General features: G+C 67.5%; 14 protein-coding genes. 9 read left to right on the forward strand and 5 right to left on the reverse strand.

Annotated elements, in window-relative coordinates:
- Positions 1-4: 4 nt before the first annotated feature.
- Positions 5-1594: a DUF4185 domain-containing protein gene (locus ACIA75_RS03450; protein ID WP_397099448.1), complete on the reverse strand. Its 1590-nt coding sequence runs from the start codon at positions 1592-1594 to the stop codon at positions 5-7.
- A 475-nt stretch (positions 1595-2069) separates the two neighbouring features.
- Here ACIA75_RS03450 and ACIA75_RS03455 point away from each other — a divergent pair, with 475 nt between their 5' ends.
- Positions 2070-2894, forward strand: a complete 825-nt coding sequence (locus tag ACIA75_RS03455; RefSeq protein WP_397099450.1) for a hypothetical protein — start codon at positions 2070-2072, stop codon at positions 2892-2894.
- 9 nt (positions 2895-2903) lie between these two features.
- On the opposite strand, the gene ACIA75_RS03460 is transcribed toward ACIA75_RS03455, so the two are convergent.
- Positions 2904-4364 (reverse strand): CCA tRNA nucleotidyltransferase, encoded by a 1461-nt coding sequence (locus tag ACIA75_RS03460; protein WP_397099452.1) that lies wholly within the window; start codon positions 4362-4364, stop codon positions 2904-2906.
- 363 nt (positions 4365-4727) lie between these two features.
- Between ACIA75_RS03460 and ACIA75_RS03465 the strand changes: the two genes are divergently transcribed.
- The 8 genes from ACIA75_RS03465 to ACIA75_RS03500 all read left to right on the forward strand — a co-directional run bounded on the left by ACIA75_RS03465 (position 4728) and on the right by ACIA75_RS03500 (position 17708).
- Complete coding sequence (locus ACIA75_RS03465) at positions 4728-5264, forward strand: NUDIX hydrolase (RefSeq protein ID WP_397099454.1); 537 nt, start codon at positions 4728-4730, stop codon at positions 5262-5264.
- The gene (locus ACIA75_RS03470) at positions 5261-7858 is read left to right on the forward strand and encodes a DUF6049 family protein (protein ID WP_397099456.1); all 2598 of its coding nucleotides are present in this window, start codon (positions 5261-5263) and stop codon (positions 7856-7858) included. The genes ACIA75_RS03465 and ACIA75_RS03470 overlap by 4 nt, the downstream gene beginning before the upstream one ends.
- 1319 nt (positions 7859-9177) lie before the next feature.
- A complete protein-coding gene (locus ACIA75_RS03475) occupies positions 9178-12972 on the forward strand; it encodes a murein biosynthesis integral membrane protein MurJ (RefSeq protein WP_397099458.1) in 3795 nt (1264 codons plus the stop codon).
- 251 nt (positions 12973-13223) lie between these two features.
- A complete protein-coding gene (gene sigM, locus ACIA75_RS03480) occupies positions 13224-13817 on the forward strand; it encodes an RNA polymerase sigma factor SigM (protein WP_397099460.1) in 594 nt (197 codons plus the stop codon).
- A 129-nt stretch (positions 13818-13946) separates the two neighbouring features.
- Positions 13947-14804, forward strand: a complete 858-nt coding sequence (locus ACIA75_RS03485; protein ID WP_397099462.1) for a hypothetical protein — start codon at positions 13947-13949, stop codon at positions 14802-14804.
- 172 nt (positions 14805-14976) lie between these two features.
- Complete coding sequence (gene trxB, locus ACIA75_RS03490) at positions 14977-15966, forward strand: thioredoxin-disulfide reductase (protein ID WP_397099464.1); 990 nt, start codon at positions 14977-14979, stop codon at positions 15964-15966.
- A 41-nt stretch (positions 15967-16007) separates the two neighbouring features.
- Entirely contained in the window at positions 16008-16340 is a 333-nt protein-coding gene (trxA, locus tag ACIA75_RS03495; protein WP_397099466.1) for a thioredoxin, read from the forward strand.
- 174 nt (positions 16341-16514) lie between these two features.
- On the forward strand, positions 16515-17708 hold the full coding sequence (locus tag ACIA75_RS03500; protein WP_397099468.1) for a peptidoglycan-binding protein: 1194 nt from the start codon (positions 16515-16517) through the stop codon (positions 17706-17708).
- A 21-nt stretch (positions 17709-17729) separates the two neighbouring features.
- Here the strand turns inward: ACIA75_RS03500 and ACIA75_RS03505 are convergent, their stop codons facing one another.
- From ACIA75_RS03505 to ACIA75_RS03515, 3 genes are all read right to left on the reverse strand, one after another.
- On the reverse strand, positions 17730-18455 hold the full coding sequence (locus tag ACIA75_RS03505; RefSeq protein ID WP_397099470.1) for a GNAT family N-acetyltransferase: 726 nt from the start codon (positions 18453-18455) through the stop codon (positions 17730-17732).
- 216 nt (positions 18456-18671) lie between these two features.
- Positions 18672-19688, reverse strand: a complete 1017-nt coding sequence (locus ACIA75_RS03510) for a ParB/RepB/Spo0J family partition protein (RefSeq protein WP_397099472.1) — start codon at positions 19686-19688, stop codon at positions 18672-18674.
- 47 nt (positions 19689-19735) lie between these two features.
- Positions 19736-20692, reverse strand: coding sequence for a ParA family protein (locus tag ACIA75_RS03515; RefSeq protein ID WP_397100891.1), 957 nt, complete (start codon positions 20690-20692; stop codon positions 19736-19738).
- Positions 20693-21215: the final 523 nt, after the last annotated feature.

The following is a 21215-nucleotide window of genomic DNA, read 5'->3' on the forward strand; positions in this document are numbered from 1 at the left end:
CGGGTCAGGCCGTCGGTGTCAGGCGGGCATGCATGAGATACACGTTGTAGGAATCCCATTCCGAAAGCGTGAAATACAGGTCCTGCGCGGTGGACCACGGATGAATGAAGCCGCCGTATGCCTTGGGGTAGTCGCTGGTGGATACGAGCGTGACCGGCTCGGTCCAGGTGCCCTGCGGTTCGGTAGCCGTACGCAGCACGATCGCGCCTCTGGCGGAATCCAGATAGCTCATCTGCCACTGCCCGGACTCGTCGTCGAAACGCACCGAGAGTTCACTGGCCATACCCGGCACCAGTGGCGTGGCCATATTCTCGGCTGCCGGCGCCCAGTTACCGTTCACCCAGTACTGGTAGGCGGATTTGTTCAACACGTCGGCCTTCGGCACTCTGGCCAGCCCGATCACACCGATCCGGCCGTTGGGGGTACCGAACATGTACACGTGGTCACCGTGCGGCACCATCGCCGCCACCTGGAACCGGCCCAGCCCGAACAGGTTCTCCCATTTGGCGTGCTGATCCTTGACCCAGGTACTGCCGTTGTCGTCGGAGTAGGCGATTCCGCCGTAGTTCGTCCACCACAGGCCCGGTATCTTGCTCCAGCGGTTCACCGACATATAGCTCATGTACTGGCGGTCGCCCAGGGCGAAACCCGAGGTCGGGATGGTCGTCGTCTCCCAGTTCCTGAGCTTCCGGCTACCCAGCAGCTCGGCGGCGTGGCAGCGGCTGTCCTGGACCATGGTGTCCAGGGTCAGGCCGTCGTACAGGTTTCGGTCGGTGCTGTAGGCGAGCACATTGCTGCGCCAGTCCTCGTCGTCACCGCCGGCACCGCCCGGCGTCCAGCCTTTGCCGAAAGTATCGCCGAACACCACGGCAACCTCGCCGGGTTTCGTCTCCCACATCAGCCCGAGATCGGTGCCGTCGACCTGCCAGCGCATATCGGTGCGGTTCGGCGAGCCGGGGCCGGTCACCTGCTCGACCAACCGCACCGACTCCACCTGGGGCACGGCGACCGGCGCGGCCACAGGACCGGGTTCGGCCGGATGCACAACCGGCGGGGGCGCCGGTTGTGGTGGCTCACCCGGTCCCCCCGGAATCGGGATCGGAATGGGCTCGATCTCCGGTTTCAACTGTATTTTCGGCAGTTTCACCGGGTCCCCGGAACCCGAGCCGCTACCCGAACTGCTGCCGGCGGCCGAACCACTGCCCGATCCACTCGCCGGGGCATCCGGCGCCTCGGACTCGCCGTCCTCCGGGGCCTCCGGTTTCGAGGTCTCCGGTTTCGGGGTATCGCGAATATCGGGGCACGGATTGCGGCACGGATCCGCAGGTAGCGGGTCCGCGACGATCCGGGTGTTGTCGTGCGGGGGATCGGGAACCGGTACCGGGGTGAGCTGCGGCACCGGGATCGGTATATCGATCTGGGGCGGTACCTGCACGAGCGGCGGTGGCGGCGCCGACGGATCGGGCGCACGATCGAGCGGGTCGAACCCCACCTCACCACAGCTGTTCACCGGCAGCGGAGCCCACGGATGCGGCGCCGCCTGCGCGGGCGCCGGTACCGCGACCGACCCGATGAACAACACCCCTAAGACCATGACAACCCCGGCAGGTACCCCGTCACTGCCCACCGCCCCGCGACGCCGAAAGCGGCGCAGATCGACAACGCGGCGGAACGATATGGAGGAGCGGAGCAACGGAGGTGAAGAACTCAGAACGCACAGCGGATCCCGGTCATACATCCTTCGGCTGGTCACCTACCTTTGTTCGGGGCCGTCTCGGTTCTGGAGCGACGGAGCGGGGGAGCGAAGCGGAGGAGTGAAGAACCGAGACCGAGGGGGCCCCGAACCCGCGCCGCCGGAGGCGGCGCCGAAAATGCTGTCTCCTGTCGAGTCCTATTGTCGCAGTGAACCTACCCGAACCGGACAGCCGCGGCGCGGATTGATCATCGGGACGCACCGGTAACCCCCGGCGCCCGGTACATCAGAATCATCCGGCCGGCAGGCCGGCAAGGTGACGCTGCCGACTACCGGTAGTTCCGGGCGGGTCGGGCCAGTACTCTCGGGGTTGATCATGACGGCGTATCCCGATCCCCGATCGGCCTTCCCGTTCTCTCCTCTGTGGGCGGTCGACCTCGGCAAACGACTGTTCGAGCAGTCTTGGCTGGAGCAGTGGATCACCTATACCACCGCCTGGGTGGAGCCGGTGGCCGATCTCGGCGCCGGTACCGTCACGGCACTCCTGCCCGACACCCTGCTCACCGTCCTCAGCGAAGGCATCCTGAGCCGGTTCGGTGGGCAGCGGATCAGCGCGACCCTGCTCGGCCATCAACTGACCGGCACCCTCGACCTGCTGAAAGTGCGGCGCCGCGGCGCCCATTTCCAGACCAAGGCGGTGCTGCGGGAGTTGAACTGGGACGACCGGTCCATCCGGGAGGTCACTGTTGTCTCCCATGAGGTCCGCCTCGTACCGGGCGTGCCGACCCGGGTCCGCGCCAACCGGGTGGATGTCGATGGCACCGTCGCCTTGGAAACCGTCCTCGGCTGGCTCGCATCGCGGCAGCTCGAGTGGGAATTATCGGTGACCGAACAGGGCCTCGTGCGCGCGGTCCATCGGCGTCGCCGGATCAGCGCGGAACTGGACGCATCGATCGCCGACGACATCCTGCGACTCGATGTACAGCGCGCCAACTGGCTCGGGATGCCCGTACCCCGGCGCTGGCGGACGCTGCGCCCCGTCGAGATACCGGAACTGCCCCGCGGCGCCCGGATCAGGCACGCCGTCCGCGACGGTGACCTGGTCCGGTTCCGGATCGAACTGTCCCCGGTCCGGGGGTCGTTCGATCTGGCGCAAATCCGCTCGGCCATCGTCGCCGGCACCACACTGATCGTGTTCTGACCGGGCGGTTCACTGCTGGTCCTGCCACCACTCCCGCAGGGCCGTGACGGCCTCGTCATGGGTCAGCGGACCACGATCCAGGCGCAGTTCCTTCAAATAGCGCCACGCGCGGCCGACCTCCGGGCCGGGCGGCAGCCCCAGCAACTCCATGATCGCGTTACCGTCCAGGTCCGGGCGGACCCGCGCGAGATCTTCTTGTTCCTGCAGCCGCTCGATCCGCGTCTCGAGATCGTCATAGGTGGCGCGCAACGCGGCGGCACGGCGCTTGTTGCGGGTGGTGCAGTCGGCGCGCACCAGTTTGTGCAGCCGGGGCAACAACTCGTCGGCATCGGTGACATAGCGCCGCACCGCCGAATCGGTCCACTGCCCTTTCCCGTAACCGTGGAACCGCAGATGCAGGAACACCAGCCGCGCCACATCCTCGGTGAACTGCTTCGGATACTTCAGCGCCCGCATCCGTTTGCGCACCATTTTCGCGCCCACGACCTCGTGGTGGTGGAAACTGACACCGCCGCCGGGTTCGTTGCGTTTGGTGTCCGGTTTGCCGATGTCGTGCAGTAGCGCCGCCCAGCGCAGTACCAGGTCCGGGTCGCCTTCTTCCTGGTCGATCGCCTGTTCCAGCACGGTCAGCGAATGCCAATAGACATCCTTGTGCTGGTGGTGCTCGTCGATTTCCAGCTTCATCGCCGGCACCTCCGGCAGCACCCGCTGCGCCAGACCTGTTTCGCACATCATGTTGATGCCGTCGATCGGGTAGGCGCCGCCGATCAGCTTGTCGAGTTCGGTGCGGACGCGTTCCGCGGTGATCCGATCGATCTCCGGCGCCATCTCGGTGATCGCGGCCCGCACCCGCGGATGCGCGTCGAAGCCGAGCTGGGAAACGAACCGCGCCGCGCGCAACATCCGCAGCGGATCATCGTTGAAGGAGTCTTCGGGAGCGGCCGGTGTATCCAGCAGACCCGCCAGCAACGCCTCCATCCCGTTCAACGGGTCGACGAATTCCAGCGCACCATCCGCGGCGATCTTCACCGCCATCGCATTGACGGTGAAATCGCGGCGAACGAGATCACCTTCCAAACTGTCCCCGAAACTGACCTGCGGATTCCGCGAAACCCGGTCGTAGGTGTCACTCCGGAATGTGGTGATCTCCAGCTGCTGACCGCCCTTGGCCGCACTGACGGTGCCGAACGCCAGCCCACCGGTATCCCACAACTGATCCGCCCACCCGTTCAAGATTTGCTGCACCAGTTCGGGCCTGGCGTCGGTAGTGAAATCCAGATCGGTACCGAGCCGCCCCAGAATCGCATCCCGCACACTGCCCCCGACCAGGTACAGGTGGAAACCACGGGCAGCGAACATTTCCCCGAGCGGGGTCAGAACATCGGAAAGCCGGCCCAGTGTAACCGCCGCCGCGGCGAGCAAACGGGTACGGCGATCCAGCACAGCGTCGTCGGACTCGGTCGAAACCACAGCAGAAGCTTATGGGCGCGCCACCGACGCGCCGGGTTCGGCCCTCCCGGCGGCAGCTGGGTCGAACGCCCAGCCGGAGTTGCCGGTCGATACCGGAGATTCGGCCCGCCCCGGCACTCCCGCCTGCAGTGCCGAGTCCAGGGAGGTCAGGGAGGTCCCTGAGACCCGACCGAAACGTACCCAGCGGCGGTGCCGAGTTCAGCGAGGCCCTTGGAGGTTTTGGCCCGGCCCTGATTTCAGTCCTCGAAGCGCATGCGGCGCAGCCGCGAGTCCCGAGGGCTGAAATCAGGGCCCACGGGGGGCCGAAACCAGCGCACCGGAGGCGCGCCGAAAAACACAGCGACGCTCCTCTAGTATTGCGTAGTGTCTCCGGCCGATCGCGCGAACAGTCGACGCCGCCAGCCCCGGCGCCGTGGTTCGGCCGGTGGTGCGGCGAAACCGCGTATGCGTACCGTGCGGGAGACCTCGGCCGGGGGGCTGGTCGTCGATGGTTTGGATGGGCCACCGGAGGGGCGTTGTGCGGCATTGATCGGGCGGACCGATCGGCGTGGGCGGCTGTTGTGGTCGCTGCCCAAAGGGCATATCGAAGAAGGGGAGACCTCGGAGCAGACCGCTATTCGGGAGGTCGCCGAGGAAACCGGTATTCAGGGCGTGGTGGTCGCCGAATTGGGGAATATCGATTACTGGTTCGTCACCGAGGGGCGGCGGGTACACAAAACAGTGCACCATTTTCTGCTGCGTTCGGTCGGTGGTGAACTATCCGACGCGGACGTGGAGGTCACCCAGGTCGACTGGGTGCCGTTGACCGAATTGAACTCCAGGCTGGCCTACGCCGACGAACGCAGGCTGGCCGAGGTGGCGAACCGCCTGATCGACCGGATGGAGACCGGCAAACGATGACGCGTGGACCGAGTCGGATCGTGCTCGTGATCCTGACCATCCTCGTTGCGGTGACGGCGCTGTCCGCGCTGCCCGCTTCCGTCGCACCTGCCCAGCCGACGGGGTCCGCGGAGGACGCCGCCGCCCCGCAGTTCCTGAAGTTGTCCCTGGATTCGGTGAGCCCGGACACGGTGACCCCCACCAGCGAACCGATGCTGACGGTGACCGGGACGGTCACCAATATCGGCGATCGCGGGGTGGACGCTGTCACCGTCCGGGTGCAGCGGTCGCGGGCGGTGGCCGACCCCAGCGAGCTGCGCACCACCTTGAAGCTGGACCAGGTCAACTACGACTACCCCACACCGTTCCAGGACATCGCGCCGCGGCTGGAGCCCGGTCAGCGGCAGCAGTTCACGCTGTCGGTGCCGCTGCGGGACGGCTCGGGGGAATCCCTGAACATCACCGAACCCGGTGTGTATCCGCTGTTGCTCAATGTCAACGGCACCCCGGACTACGGTGGCCAGGCACGTTTGGACGATGCCCGGTTCCTGCTGCCGGTGCTCGGTCTGCCCGCGGCCGCGGACGGTAGCGCCCCGCCGCTGCCCGCCCCGGCGAATCCGCCGGTGTCGGCGACGCTGCTGTGGCCATTGGCCGACCGGCCGCGCATGGTGGCCGGTCAGACCGGTGAGCTGGACCGGACGCCCGAGCTGACCGATGACGAACTCGCCGCCTCGCTGAGCCGCGGCGGACGGCTGGACGAGCTGGTCGGAGCGCTGGAATCGGTGTTCGGTGACGACCGCGGCGCCGATGGTCCGGCTTCGGCCGTATGCCTGGCCGTGGACCCCGACCTCCTGCTCACGGTGCAGGCGATGACCAGTGATTACCGGGTGCTGGCCAGTCCGTCGGATCCGGACGGTGCGACGCGGCCGGGTACCGGTACCGAGGCCGCGAAACTCTGGCTGGACCGGTTGCGCAACCTGGCGTCCTCCATGTGCACGGTGGCGCTGCCGTTCGCCCAGGTCGATATCGCGGCGCTGGCGGCGGCCAATGATCCGGCGCTCACTACTCGAGCGCTCGAGGCGCCCGCATCGATCGTCGATTCGATCCTGAACACGCGGTCGGTGCGCGGTGTCAGCCTGCCCGATGCAGGCAGTCTGGACCCGGCGGCGGCGCAACTGCTGAAGTCGCAGGGGTTCGGTACCACGGTGCTCGCGAGTAGCGCGGTCGCACCGGAAGGCGGGGTCGGCGATCCGAATGCCGCGGTGCCCGATCTGGTCCGGTTGCCGGGGGTTGCCACGCCTCCGCCCGCACCGGCTCCCGCCCCGGACGACGTGGAGGAGCAGGAGGCGGTACCGGCAGGGGAACCGGCGCCGGCCGAGGGACAGCCGGCACCCACGGCACCGGTGCAGCCGAACCAGGCGGGCAGTGGGAGCGCCTCGACGGGCGACCCGGCGTTGCGCGTGGCACCGTTCGATATCTGGCCGGCGGCCGCGCTCGCCGGTATCGGCTCCAATCCGCCGACACCGGCCTTCGTGCCCGAACCGGCCCGCTACCCGGTGACCAACGATTCGCGCAGTGCCCGGCTGCAGGACGCGCTGGGCGCCGTGTCGTGGCAGGCGCTGCACCCGGATCCCGGCCGGCCACGCTCGCAGCTGATCATGCCGCCGCAGCAGTGGGGCGCCAACCGGGACGAGGCCGTCGCGCTGTTGCGCCAGATCGAGCTGCTGGTGGAGAACAAACTGGTCGATCCCCGGCCCTTCGACGACCTGGTCGGCCAGGCGCCGGATCCCGCGCCCTATCAGCTGGCTCCGCTCGCGGAGGCCGCCATGGAGGCGGTACCCACGCATTTCGCGCCGCCCGCGCGCGACCAGTCACATCGGATCACTGAGCTGCTGCAGGCCATGGTGGAAGTTCCCGACACCCAGCCGACCCCGCACGCCTATCTGGATCCGCTGCGCGACGATCTGGTGCGCGCGCTCTCGCTGTCCGATCGCCGTGGCGGGCCGACCGCGCAGGCCGAGGTTTTCGCGCAGCGCCGCATCGAGAAAGCGACCGCGGCGCTCGACGAGATCTACCGGTCGGTGACGGTGCTGCCGCCGGGCGGGGTATACACGCTGGCCTCGGAGTCGAGCCCATTGCTGCTGGTGGCGCGCAACGATCTGCCGATCTCGATGCGCATCCGGTTCCGGATCGACGCGCCCCCGGAAACCAAGATCACCGATATCGGCGAGCAGCTGCTCCCGCCCCGGGGCACCCGATCGTTCCAGATTCCGACCGAGGTGAGCGACAGCCGCAACCTCGTGGTCCCGATATCGCTGAGCACGCCCGAAGGGGTACCGCTCGGCCATGCCACCTCGATCTCGGTGCGGTCGAACGCCTACGGCCAGATCCTGGCGATCATTACCGCGTGCGCGGCCGCCTTGCTCTTCCTGCTCGCCGGGCGCCGGCTGTGGCGGCGTTTCCACGGCGAGCACGATCCGGCCGACAAGGGGGTCGATCCAGGGGTCCGGCGGCGCGTCATCCGGCTGGGCCGGGCGCGGCGCCGGGAAACCGCCCGGGCCGAACCCCAGCTCAGTGACGAAGCGCAGCGCACCGGCCACCGGGAGCGGGTGTAACCCGCCGCCGCCCCCGGACCACGCCGCCGGGCGGATCGGCCGCCGGGCGACCAGGAGGGTGACCCGCGGTCGCGACCCGTGGAAGATGGAGGGATGCGCGCACCGGCTGTCCGGGTCCGTCCCGGCACCGGTGCGCGGTCGGATACGTCGGGCCGCACCTGCCGTACGGTTCGTTGCGCGCGGCGGATCGGACGAAGTGTTCGACGCGACACAGGTGACAACCGGCAAGCGGGGGTCCGGGCGATACAGGAGGCATGATGAGCGACGATGAATCCTCCGCTCATCGGCAGCAGCCCGGTCGACAGCCCGACGGTCCACGAGGCCGGCGGGCCCCTCGCGCACCGTGGGAGCGGGTGCCTCCCGGATCGGAGCCGGATATGAGCGGCCGGCCACCCGATACCGATCGGGGCCGCGAACCGTTCGGGGAGCCGCCGCCCCAGTTGCGCCGGCCCGACCGGCCGGCCGATCCACCGCCGCGGCCGGCGCCGCCCGATCAGCGATCCGGTCCTCGCCCGGGTCCGCATCCGGGCGAGGACCGGTACGGCGCGAACCGTCCGCGGCATCCCGAACCGGACGCCCGTAGCGCGGGACCCGCACGGCCCGCGAACCCGGCCCCCGGCCCCCGGCCCGGGATGCGTCCGGCAAACCCGCAATCCGGCGCCCGGCCCGCGAATCCACCTTCCGGCGCCCGGCCCGCGGTACGTCCCGCTGATCCGCCATCCGGCGCGCGTCCCGCAGTTCCCCCGGAACAGCGTTCGTCGCCGCCATCTGCACCCGGACCCGGCGCGCCCGCGAACCCGCCGTCCGGCGCCCGCCCGGCCGTGCCGCCCGCACGACCCGCGGCTTTCCGTCCCGCGGTGCCGCCCGCCGGTCGGCAGCAGCCGGGCAGGCCCAACCGTCCGCAACCGGCACACGGCGCGGAACAGCCCGGGCCCGCACATCCGGACCCGGCGGCGCCTCCGCTCCGATCCCGTCCCGAGCGCGGCACCCCCGCTGGAGGGCCCCCCTCCGAACCTTTCCCTGCGCAGCGCATGCGCCCGATTCAGCAGAATCAGCCGCCCGGCCGGCCACCCGGACCCACCGACCGGCAGAACCCGCCGCCCGCGCACGGCCGGCCCCCGGGCGCACCGGGACCACAGCGTCAGCCGAGCCGGCAAGCACCGCTCCCGGACCGGCCGCCACGACAGCAGCCGCCACCGGACCGTCAGGCACCGCCGTCGCAGCCGTTGCGCCGGGTACCTCCCGCTCCGGAACCGCAGCGCGCCGCTCCCGTGCGGATTCCAGCGGTCGCCGGTCGCAATCGGCCGCACACCGGGCCGATGAGCGCGGTCGCCGTGGACGAACGGCCCGCGGTCGCACCGGACAAACCCGATAACAGTCAGGCCAGGCTGCTCAAGGACTCCGGCTCGATCGCGATCGCCACCCTGATCAGCCGGGTAACCGGTTTCGGCAAACAGCTCCTCCTGCTGGCCGTACTCGGACCCGCCATCGCCAGTTCGTTCACCTCGGCGAGCCTGATTCCGAATATGATCGCCGAGCTGGTGCTGGGCGCCGTGCTGACCGCGATCGTGGTTCCCACGCTGGTCCGGGCCGAACAGGAGGACCCCGACCAGGGCGCGGCATTCATCCGGCGGCTCGTCACCGCGGCTTCCGTCATTCTCGGGACAGCAGCGATCTTGGCGACAGCGGCCGCCCCGGTCCTGGCCACCCATGTTTTCGTCTCCGCGGACGGCAAGGTCAACACCGCGCTCACCACGGCCCTGACCTTCCTGCTGGTCCCCGCCGTCCTGTTCTACGGGCTGTCCGCCCTGTTCACCGCCATCCTGAACACCAGGGGAGCGTTCAAACCCGGCGCATGGGCGCCGGTGCTGAACAACGTGGTGGTGCTGGTCGTCCTCGGCCTCTACGCGCTGACGCCCGGGGAGATCACGCTGGACCCGGTCCGGATGAGCGATCCGAAACTGCTGGTGCTCGGCTGCGGTGTCACGCTGGGCGTGATCGTGCAGGCCCTCAGCTTGCTGCCCGCGATCCGCCGCCAGGGGATCGATCTGCGCCCGCTGTGGGGCCTGGACAATCGGCTCAGGCAGTTCGGCACGATGGCCGCGGCCATCATTCTCTACGTCCTGATCAGTCAGATCGGCGGCATTTTCGCGAACAACATCTCCTCGCACGCCGACGAGGCCGGTCCCGCGATCTATCAGAACGCGTGGCTGCTGCTGCAGCTGCCCTACGGGGTCATCGGCGTCACCCTGCTCACCGCGATCATGCCGCGGCTCAGCCGCAATGCCGCCAACGACGACACCCCCGCGGTGGTCGACGACCTCTCCGCGGCCACCCGGCTGACCATGATCGCGCTGATTCCGATCGTCACGTTCCTCACGGTGGCGGGCCCGCAGGTCGGCGATGCGCTGTTCGGGTACGCGAAGTTCGCCGACGATGCCTCCCGGCTCGGTACTGCGGTCAGCTTCTCGGCCTTCACGCTGATCCCGTACTCCCTGGTGCTGATCCATCTGCGGGTGTTCTACGCGCGGGAACAGGCCTGGACACCCACCTGGATCATCCTGGGAATCACCACCGTCAAGATCCTGTTCTCGGCGCTGGCCCCGTTCATCGCCGACAGCAGCGAACAGGTCGTGATCGTGCTCGGGGTCGCCACCGGACTCGGCTTCACCACCGGCGCGGTGATCGGCGGCTACCTGCTGCACCGCAGTCTGGGCGATCTGCGCATGGCCAATGTGGGACGAACGGTCAGCCGGGTGCTGCTCGCGTCGCTGGCCGGTGGCGCCGTCATGCTCATCGCCGACCGCGTCATGGGCCTCGACCGGCTGACCGAATCACTCGGCGGTCCGGGATCCTTCATCCGGGTCGGCATCACCGCCGTCGTGATGTTCGCGGTGGCGTTCGGGCTGATGCGTCTGGCCGGGATTCCCGAGGTAGTCGCCATCACGGTGGCGATCTCGCGGCGTCTGGGCATCACCCCGCCGGCACCGCCGCTCGACCTCGGCGAACCCGCCGAAGACGAGCACACCACCCGTATCTTGCGCCGGCACGACCAGTACCTCGCGTACTCCGGCTTCGACTCGGCCATGGATGCGCAGAGCACAATGGTGCTGCCGGTGATCCGGCCGGACTCGGTTGATCGCACCGGGACCGGTCAGTTCCCGTACCCTGTTCGGCAGACCGGCACAAGTGGCAGATCCGCCCAGTTTGCGGCATACCAGGGCGAAGGAGGTCCGAGGGTGAGCGACGACGCGGTGGGCGAGGACCCAGCCGCCGATTCTTCCGCGAATCCGGCGAGGGGCCGCCTGTCCACCGATGTTCCCCCGGAGCGGTCGGAGCCGGGCGACCCGCGCACCCAGCGTGCGGACACCGGAACCGCCGAATCCACACACCTGCCCGAGCAGGCGCCGGGCGGCGGATCAGGACGCGATGATACCGGCCCGGAGCCGGCCGAGGCCGACGATCACCTGTCCGAGGAGTATGTCCACCGGACCGGCGCCACAGTATCGGCGACCGACCCGGTCTACGACACCGGAATGATCGCGGTACCGCCGATGACGCAGGCCGGCCGCGTGCAGCGCGGACCCAAGCTCATCCCCGGTGCCTCCGTCGCCGGTGGACGCTACCGGCTGCTCGCCGACCACGGCGGTGCACGCGGCCTGAAGTTCTGGCAGGCGCTCGATATCAAACTCGACCGGGAAGTCGCGCTGACCTTCGTCGATGCCGATCAGAAAGCGGCGAGCGACTCCGGGCAGGACGGCCCGCAGGCCATTCTTTCCCGCACGCTGCGGCTGGGCCGGATCAATTCACCGGGCCTGGCCCGCGTGCTGGATGTGGTACGCGGTAGTTCCGGCGGCATCGTGGTGGCCGAATGGACCCCCGGGCGTTCGCTGCGCGAAATGGCCGAGACCGTACCGTCGCCGATCGGGGCCGCCCGCGCCATCCGGGTCCTCGCCTCGGCCACCGAAATGGCGCACCGTAGCGGTGGTGCGCTGTCGATCGACCATCCGGACCGGATCCGCATCAGCGCATCCGGTGACGCCGTCCTGGCGTTCCCCGGCACGCTCGGCGACGCCGACCCGCAGAGCGATGTGCGGGGTCTGGGCGCCATGCTGTACGCGCTGATCACCGCTCGGTGGCCGCTGCGCACGGTCGGCGTCAGTGGTAGCGCCGTCACGGTCGGTGGTCTGTACCCGGCCGATTTCGGTGCCGACGGCACGCCGGTCGAGCCGCGCCAGATCCGCCCCGAGGTTCCCTTCGAAATCTCCGCGGTGGCAGTGCGCTCGCTGGAACCGAACAAGGGGGTCCGCACCGCGGCGACCATCCAGCACGTGCTGGAACAGGCCTCGGTGGTCGACCAGAAGACCGATTTCATCCCGGTTCTGCGGTTGGGTCAGCGGGGTCCGGCACCGGCCGACGAATCATTGGCCGATCCGGACCTGCTCGCCGCCGAACGCGAGAAATCGCAGCGCATGATGTGGATCATGGTGGCGCTGGGCATCCTGACCGCGCTCGTGGTCGGGATCGTCATCTGGTGGCTGGTGAGCGTGTTCGCCCCGGGCGATTCCAGCGAACCGCTCAACGAACAGCGGGTGATCGGTCTCACGACCAGCCGCGCGCCGGAAGCGTCGGAGCCGTCGGCGGCACCGTCCACGACCGCCGCCGCTGCCGACGGCGTCCCGGTGCCCATCGCCGGAATGACGGTGCTCTCGCCGGAGGGCACCCCGGACGATCCGGGCGGCGCGGCCGCGGCGATGGACGGCGACCCGGCCACCTCCTGGAGCACCGATCAGTACTTCCAGCAGTTCCCGGCTCTGAAGAAGGGTGTCGGCCTGCTGGCAACCCTGCCCAGCCCGACGACACTGACCAAGGTCACGATCACCTCGTCGACCCCGGGAACGTCGGTGGAGATCCGGACCTCACCCACGGAAACGCCCACCCTCGATCAGACTCAGCTGGTCGGCACCGCGGTCCTCGGCGACGGCGTGACCGAGGTGCCGGTGCAGACCGATCAGGCGGCCCGATACGTTCTGGTCTGGGTTACCGGACTGGGGAATTCGGGCGCGCAGTTCCAGAGTTCGATCGCCGAGCTGGGCTTCGAAGCGAAGCCCTGACCTGCTTCTTCCCACCTGCTACGCCATATCCGACCCGCCCGAATCCGGTTGCCGCCGAATGGTTGCCGGGATATGATCACGATCCGCGCTCTCGGTAGGGGGCCGGTGGGATCAGGGGTACGGTCCCGCTCGCTGATGAACACGCAGTAATCGCCACTAGCCGGCTATCGGTCGCCGTTGCTGTCGTGAGCGGTTGTCCAAGGGGTTGGCTATTGTCGTCCGAATTGAATGCGGGGGTTCGCGGGGGGACGATGCCGTCCCCGGAATCGGGGGCGCGAGGGTCCGGATTCGATGCCGTATCGGATACAGAATTGCTGCGTGCGCATGCGGCCGGCACACCACATGCCTTCGCCGAGCTGATCCGCCGGCATAACGAGCATCTGTGGCAGACGGCGGCCCGCGTCTGCTATTCGCCCGAGGACGCGGCGGATTCGCTGCAGGAAGCGCTGTTGTCGGCTCATCGCAATGCCGGGGCCTTCCGCGCCGAATCGGGGGTGCGCACCTGGCTGCACCGGATCGTGGTCAACGCCTGCCTGGACCGGATACGCCGCAATCGAGCGCAGCGTGCCATTGTGCTCCCGCCCGAAATCTGGCCCGAAATCTCGGATCACTCCGATGAATACGGCCGGATAGATGTGTCGATCGTGCTCGAGCGCGCACTCTTCCGGTTGCCGCCGGATCAGCGGGCGGCGGTCGTCGCCGTGGACGTCGAGGGCTACAGCGTTGCCGATGCGGCCGACCTGCTCGGTGTCCCGGTGGGCACGATCAAGAGCAGATGCGCGCGGGCCCGGCAACGGTTGAAATCGGAACTGGATTCACTGCACGCGGAGGGGAACCAGATGTAGCTTCGGCGCGTCAGAACCAGTGACACATTTTCCCTCCCGAACGGTATGTACTCGGGGAGTACTCCCCACCGACCCCAGGAATCGATACCCGAGCCAGATGGACGCAGCAGCATTGGAGGTGCGAAGGTCATGAGCCCCGTTCCGCAACCTCCTTTCCCCGCGGAGTTGCTCGCCGATCTGCATGCCGGAAATATCGACCCCGAACTCAGCGCCCGGCTGTGGCCCGCCGTCCGGCAGGATCCCGACGCACGGCGCTACCTGGATTCGCTCGACTCGCTGCGCGTATCGCTCACCGGCCTGGCCGAATCGGACCGCGTGGTCCACCCGATACCGCACGACATCGCGACGCGGCTGGAGGCACTGGCCGAATCCCTCGGCGGCGAAGCGGCCGACGACAAGGCCGGCGGGGTGGAGGTCACCGAACCGCTGGGCGAGATCGGCGGGCTCGCTCACGCACAGTCCAACGCCGGAGCGCCGGTATTCACCGGCCGGGCTCCCGGCGGCGCAATTGCGCCCGTCCCTTCGTCGAGGCCCTACCCGGCGGAGCCCGTTTCGCTCGATGCCTACCGCCGGCGGCGCCGCGTCGCCGCCGCTGTCGCCGCCGCCGCGGTGATCCTGATCTGCGCGGGCGCCGCACTGTTCATCAGCGGCCGCCCCGATCGGGACACCACACCGACCGCCGCACCCGGCCCCACCGAAAGCATCGAACCCGGGGCCGAGCTCGATACAGCGGTGGCTCTACGCGCGCTGGGCCGCAATGATGTGCGCGGCCGGTTGGCCGATCCGGCCGCCCTCACCGCGTGTGTCCGGGCCGCCGGAATCGACCGCCCGGTACTCGGCTCCACCGAGATGCGCTTCCGTAATCACGACGACGCCGTGCTCATACTCGTCGGTGGCCGGGGTGACGCGCAGGTCACCGCACTCATCGTCGGCCCGGGGTGTGGCCCGGGAAACCCGGAATTACTGACGACCGCCGATATCGGCTGATGCGCCCGAGCCGATCCGGCCGCGGTCCCGCCGTGTACTCGAGTTCGCCCGGCCTTTTCGACACCGATGCCCCGGATACGACCGGCGGCAGCTGCGACCACATCGGGGAACAAAGGCCGTCTACCCTGTTGTTGACCGAAACGTCCCCGTTAGCTTTCTCCGGAAGGGCCCCATGAGCACGCCAGTTCGCGACCTGATCATCGTCGGCTCCGGACCGGCCGGTTACACCGCCGCCGTGTATGCCGCCCGCGCCGAACTAGAGCCGCTGGTGTTCGAGGGCACCCAGTTCGGTGGGGCATTGATGACCACCACCGAGGTCGAGAATTTTCCGGGTTTCCGCGACGGAATCATGGGCCCCGACCTGATGGAGCAGATGCGGGAGCAGGCCAAACGCTTCGGCGCCGAAATCCGTACCGAGGATGTCGACGCGATCGATCTGAGCGGTCCGGTGAAGAAGGTCACCGTGGGTGACGACGTCTACGAAGCGCATGCGGTGATCCTGGCCATGGGCTCGGCCGCCCGGTACCTGAACGTCCCCGGTGAACAAGAGCTGCTCGGCCGCGGTGTCAGCGCCTGCGCCACCTGCGACGGGTTCTTCTTCAAGGGGCAGGACATCGTGGTGGTCGGCGGTGGTGATTCGGCGATGGAGGAAGCGATCTTCCTCACCAAGTTCGCCGCGAGCGTCACCCTCGTGCACCGGCGTGACGAATTCCGCGCCTCGCGCATCATGCTCGAACGCGCCAAGAACAACGAGAAGATTCGCTTCCGCACCAACGCCGAAGTGGTCCAGGTCCACGGCGAGACGAGTGTCACCTCGCTGACGTTGCGGGACACCCGCACCGGCGAAACCGCCGAACTCGCCGCCACCGGGCTCTTCGTGGCCATCGGTCACGATCCGCGCAGCGAACTCGTCCGAGGTCAGATCGACCTGGACGCCGAAGGTTATGTGCTGGTGCGCGACCCGAGTGCCGAAACCACCGTGACCGGTGTCTTCGCCGCCGGCGACCTCGTCGATCACACCTATCAGCAGGCCATCACCGCTGCCGGCACGGGCTGCCGCGCGGCGATCGACGCCGAACGCTGGCTCGCCGAAAAGGGCGATATCACCAGCAATACACTGCCGCACGCCGACCAGCCGGTCGCGGTTTCGACCGCCAACTGAGCCCCCGGACACTCAGCGTCCGGAGATCAAGGAGAACAGCCATGTCCGAAAGCACCAACACGGTCACCGTCACCGACACCTCGTTCATCGACGACGTGCTGCAGAGCGAAAAGCCGGTGCTGGTCGATTTCTGGGCCACCTGGTGCGGACCGTGCAAAATGGTCGCCCCGGTACTGGAGGAGATCGCGGGCTCGCATGCGGAGAAACTCACCGTGGCCAAACTCGATATCGACGCCAATCCCAATACCGCCCGCGATTACCAGGTCATGAGCGTGCCGACTATGATCCTGTTTGCCGGTGGCAAGCCGGTGAAGCAGATCGTCGGAGCCAAGGGTAAGGCCGCACTCCTGCGGGAAATCGAAGACGTTATCTGACGTCTCGAATAGGCCATCCGGCGCCCGTCACACGGCGACGCGCCGTAGTATGCCCTGACCAAGATTGTCGAATTCCGGTCCGGGTCTGACAGAATCGACCACGCTCCGTCGTGCGAGGGTATATCCGTCGCATGAGTGGGTACCCGGGATTGACGGAAGGAAGGGCCCTCACGCATGCACCGACTTCGTCACGGCGACACCGGTCCAGCCGTAGCAGAGGTTCGGAGCACCCTGGCGAGTCTGGGGTTCCTGCAGTCGCACAACGGCGCGCGGACCAACGGCGCGGCGGAGTACTGGAAAGATACCGAAGCCACTTTCGACTATCAGCTCGATTCCGCGGTGCGTGCCTTCCAGCAGCACCGCGGGTTGCTGGTCGACGGTGTGGTCGGCCCGGCGACCTATCGGGCGCTGAAAGAAGCGTCATACCGCCTGGGGGCCCGCACGCTCATCTACCAGCTCTCCGCGCCGCTGTACGGCGACGATGTGGCGACCCTGCAACGCCGGCTCCAGGACCTCGGCTTCTATGTGCACCGGGTGGACGGTTTCTTCGGTCCGCACACACATGAGGGGCTGACCTCGTTCCAGCGCGAGATCGGCTTGGCGGCCGACGGCATCTGCGGCCCCGATACCCTGCGTTCGCTCGAGTTGCTCGGCGCGCGCGTCACCGGCGGAAATCCGCATCGGATCGCCGAGGAAGAAGTGGTCCATCGGGCGGGCCCGCAGCTCACCGGTAAACGGATCGTCATCGACCCCGGTTTGGGCGGCCCGGACCGCGGGCGTGCGGTTCCCACCGACTTCGGGGATGTGTACGAGCAGGAGGTCCTCTGGGACCTGGCCAGCCGGCTGGAGGGCCGGATGGCCGCCACCGGGATGGAAACGTTCCTGTCCCGTCCGTGGGGGAGCAACCCCACCGATGTGGAGCGCGCCGAAACATCCAACGCCTTCGACGCGGATCTGATGATCTCGCTGCGTTGTGCGTCGAACTCCAGTCCGATGGCCAATGGTGTCGCCGGGTTCTACTTCGGGAATTCGCACGGTTCGGTATCCATGATCGGCCAGGTGCTGGCCGGGTTCATCCAGCGTGAGGTGGTCGCCCGGACCTCACTGCAGGACTGCCGAACCCATCCGCGGACCTGGGACCTGCTGCGACTTACGAAGATGCCGACCGTTCAGGTGGACCTCGGTTACGTCACCAATCAGTACGACGCGTCGGTGCTGGCCGATCCGCGGATGCGTGATGTCATCGCCGAGGCGATTCTGATCTCGGTGAAGCGCCTCTACCTGCTGGGTCAGGACGATCAGCCCACCGGCACATACACTTTCGCCGAACTGCTCGCCGAGGAACTCGCCGCCGCGGACAGCGGATAAACGAGTTCCCCGGCCCCGGCCTCAGAGGGTGAGGATCCGGGTCGGCACGGTCATCGACGCGGCGGCCAGCAACTGATCGAGAGCGCGCTCGACATCCTCTTTCCAGCCGTGGTCGGTGTCGAGTTCCAACCGCAACCGCGGGAAACGGTGGTGCGGTGCGACCACTTCGAAGCCGACCTCCTGCAGGAAATCGGCGTCGATCATGCAATTCTCCGGGCTGCAGTCCAGTACCGATCGCCGGGCACCGCGTGCGGGGACCCCGATTCGTTCCATCAAGCGCATGGTCCCGGTCGGGCGATCGGAGAGAGCAGTGCTCCCGGAAGGGCTGCGGATCCCGAAAGCCTCCAAGGCGCGCACACCACGCCGGACCAGATCGGTGACCACCGCCTGCACCATCCGGTAGGCGATATCACCATCCAGATCGGGATACTCGGTGCCGAGGGTGGTGAGCAGGATGGCGTCGGGGCTCACCGGTGACGTGGGGAAGAGGCCGGAGCGTGGCACCACCCTGGGTGGTGCGTAGAGCGCACAACCGACGGTTTTCTCGTCGATCGTCGCGAGCTGTCCACACGAGCCCCATTCGAGCATCACCGTCGAGATCCAGGCTTCTTTTTCGAATACCGGATCGCTGAACCCGCAGGAGTCCGCCGCCACCGCCGGATCGATCTCCCAGAACACACAGCGGCGGGCATGCGCCGGTAGCCGGCTGATATTTTCCAGGGTTAGTCCTGTGACGCTGGTCGACACCGCTCTGCTCAGCCTCCAGCTATCCGATTCGTCTACGCTCACGCCGCATCAATGTTTTCTCGCCAGCAAGAATATGCGATCAAACGAAACCGCCTCATTTCGCGTCACTAGATCTCGGGTTCGAGCCTGCTTCGGATCACCAGCCCGCCGACCGGACGCTGTCACAGTGACGTTTCCGGCCAAGGGTGGACAACATGCGTAAAACAAGCCGAAATTTCAGTTGTTCAGCGAGGTTTGCAGCATCATCTCGACGATCCGTTCCAGATCGTCCACGGATCCGAACTCGACCACAATTTTGCCCTTCCGCTTCCCAAGACTCACCGAAACCTGCGTATCGAATGACGATGACAGGCGATCGGCGACATCCTGCAACCCGGGGGAGTGGATGGGTGGCCGCCGCGGCGCAGGCGGCTTGGCCGGCTCCTGCTCCCGGTTCGCCAGCTTCACCGCTTCCTCGGTGGAACGCACCGACAGCCCCTCGGCAACGATCCGAGCCGCCAGCACCTCCTGAGCGTCGGCGCCTCCCTCCAGACCGAGCAGCGCCCGGGCGTGCCCGGCGGACAGCACCCCGGCCGCGACCCGGCGCTGCACCGGAATCGGGAGTTTCAGCAGCCGGATCATATTGGTCACCACCGGCCGGGAACGTCCGAGCCGAGCCGCCAACTCCTCCTGGGTGACCCCGAACTCCTCCAGCAACTGCTGATAGGCAGCCGCCTCCTCGAGCGGATTGAGCTGCACGCGATGGATGTTCTCCAGCAGCGCATCGCGCAACATCGCATCGTCATTGGTCTCGCGGACGATTGCCGGAATCGCCTCCAGCCCCGCCTCCTGGCAGGCACGCCAGCGCCGCTCACCCATGATGAGCTGATAGCGGTCCGCGCCGCGCTCCAATTCCCGCACCACGATCGGCTGCATCAAGCCGAACTCGCGAATCGAGTGGACCAGCTCGGCCAGCGCCTCGTCGTCGAAATACTGGCGCGGCTGCTTCGGATTGGGCTCGATCTTGCCGGGGGCGATCTCCCGGTACACCGCGTCACCGGCCGAGGCAAGATCGACGACCGCTTCGGGCTCGGGAACCTGATGCAGGTACGTGGACGCGGGCCGCGGTCCCGGGTCGAGGCCGATCACCGCATTGGCCGCCTCGGTTCCCAAACCGCTCGCCACCGGAGCCGGTCCGGTGGGGATCAATGCCGCCAGACCGCGTCCCAGCCCACCCTTTTTCGACTGACTCACCGGCCTACCCTTTCCACTCCCCGTATCCACAGCCATACCCGATCCACTCACTGGGCGCCGTCCGCCAGCGCGGCCTGCTTGGCAGCTCCGCGCGCGGCGATCTCTCGGCCCGCATCCAGATAACTCAGGGCGCCGCGGGATCCCGGATCATAATCGAGAACCGTCATACCGTAGCCGGGCGCCTCGGACACCTTCACACTGCGCGGAATCACCGAGCGGAGTACGACATCACCGAAGTGGCTACGCACCTCTTCGGCGACCTGGTCGGCCAGCTTGGTGCGCCCGTCGTACATGGTGAGAACCACGGTCGACACATGCAGTTCCGGGTTCAGGTGGGACTGCACGAGCCCGATGTTCCGGATCAACTGCCCCACGCCTTCGAGTGCGTAGTACTCGCACTGGATCGGGATCAGCACCTCCCGGGCCGCGACCATCGCATTGATCGTGAGCAGTCCGAGCGAGGGCGGGCAGTCGATCATCACGTAGTCGATCCCGTAGCCCGCGATATTCGCTTCCTGGATGGCCCCTTTGAGCCGCGCCTCCCGCGCCACCATCGAGACCAGCTCGATCTCGGCGCCGGCGAGATCGATCGTCGCCGGGATGCACAGTAGATTGTCGCTGTGCGGACTCTGCTGAATGGCGTCCTGGACCTTGATCTCACCGAGCAGTAGTTCGTAGGTCGACGGCACGCCCGAGTGGTGTTCAACCCCGAGTGCGGTGCTGGCATTGCCCTGCGGATCCAGATCGATCACGAGCACCTTCATCCCCTGGTGTGCCAGGGCTGCTGCCAGATTCACCGTTGTTGTGGTCTTGCCGACCCCGCCCTTCTGGTTGGCGACGGTGATGATGCGTTGCTCATGAGGTTTGGGCACTGTCACCTTTCCTGGATGCATTAGCTGGCTAGCGCGGTGCGCCTCGGCGGCGATCGGCGTCTCGGTAGGGGAGATGTGCCCATACGGTGTACTTCCGAATGCCTCCGGGCCGATATTGCTGCCATCCAGCATTCCCGGCACCCGCGATGTTTCCCGTGAAACATTCGCTGAACCGCTCGACATAGACCGCTCCTAACGAGAGAACTGCAAGATCACCTGGCCTGGCGGACGCCGGCGCCGTGTCGTCGAAACAAGCTGTGCAGGATCGAACAACGATCCACGACCGGAACCACACCCGTGCGGACGGGCGACTTCGCAACGCTGCACGGTCACGCGAAGTTACCTCCTCCGGCGCGGATGCTGAGCCGCCAGTCGATCGAACGGAGCTTCACCGTTGCAACACCAAGATCCCTCCGTGGCACCGATGCTCACGCCCGACGCTCAATAGCTTGCCAGCAGCGGGCCCGAGAAGAAAGCTGAATCGCTGCGACGCGCCCGCGACACGCGGAACTCGTCCGGTTTCACCACACAGAAACACATTCGAGCCCACCTCCGCCCCGAATCTCCAATGTTTCACGGGAAACATCAACATCGTTTCGACGCTCATCACCCCGCCCAGCGGTCGAGGGGCGCGGTTTCGGATCCGCTCGGACTC

It is taken from the genome of Nocardia sp. NPDC051750, from assembly GCF_044453135.1.
GTDB lineage: Bacteria > Actinomycetota > Actinomycetes > Mycobacteriales > Mycobacteriaceae > Nocardia.

Coding starts and splice junctions, on each gene's coding strand:
- ACIA75_RS03485 (WP_397099462.1), top strand. CDS start 13,947: ATGAGCCCCGTTCCGCAACCTCCTTTCCCCGCGGAGTTGCTCGCCGAT.
- ACIA75_RS03500 (WP_397099468.1), top strand. CDS start 16,515: ATGCACCGACTTCGTCACGGCGACACCGGTCCAGCCGTAGCAGAGGTT.
- ACIA75_RS03450 (WP_397099448.1), bottom strand. CDS start 1,594: ATGGTCTTAGGGGTGTTGTTCATCGGGTCGGTCGCGGTACCGGCGCCC.
- trxB (WP_397099464.1), top strand. CDS start 14,977: ATGAGCACGCCAGTTCGCGACCTGATCATCGTCGGCTCCGGACCGGCC.
- trxA (WP_397099466.1), top strand. CDS start 16,008: ATGTCCGAAAGCACCAACACGGTCACCGTCACCGACACCTCGTTCATC.
- sigM (WP_397099460.1), top strand. CDS start 13,224: ATGCCGTCCCCGGAATCGGGGGCGCGAGGGTCCGGATTCGATGCCGTA.
- ACIA75_RS03515 (WP_397100891.1), bottom strand. CDS start 20,692: ATGCTGGATGGCAGCAATATCGGCCCGGAGGCATTCGGAAGTACACCG.
- ACIA75_RS03455 (WP_397099450.1), top strand. CDS start 2,070: ATGACGGCGTATCCCGATCCCCGATCGGCCTTCCCGTTCTCTCCTCTG.
- ACIA75_RS03470 (WP_397099456.1), top strand. CDS start 5,261: ATGACGCGTGGACCGAGTCGGATCGTGCTCGTGATCCTGACCATCCTC.
- ACIA75_RS03475 (WP_397099458.1), top strand. CDS start 9,178: ATGAGCGCGGTCGCCGTGGACGAACGGCCCGCGGTCGCACCGGACAAA.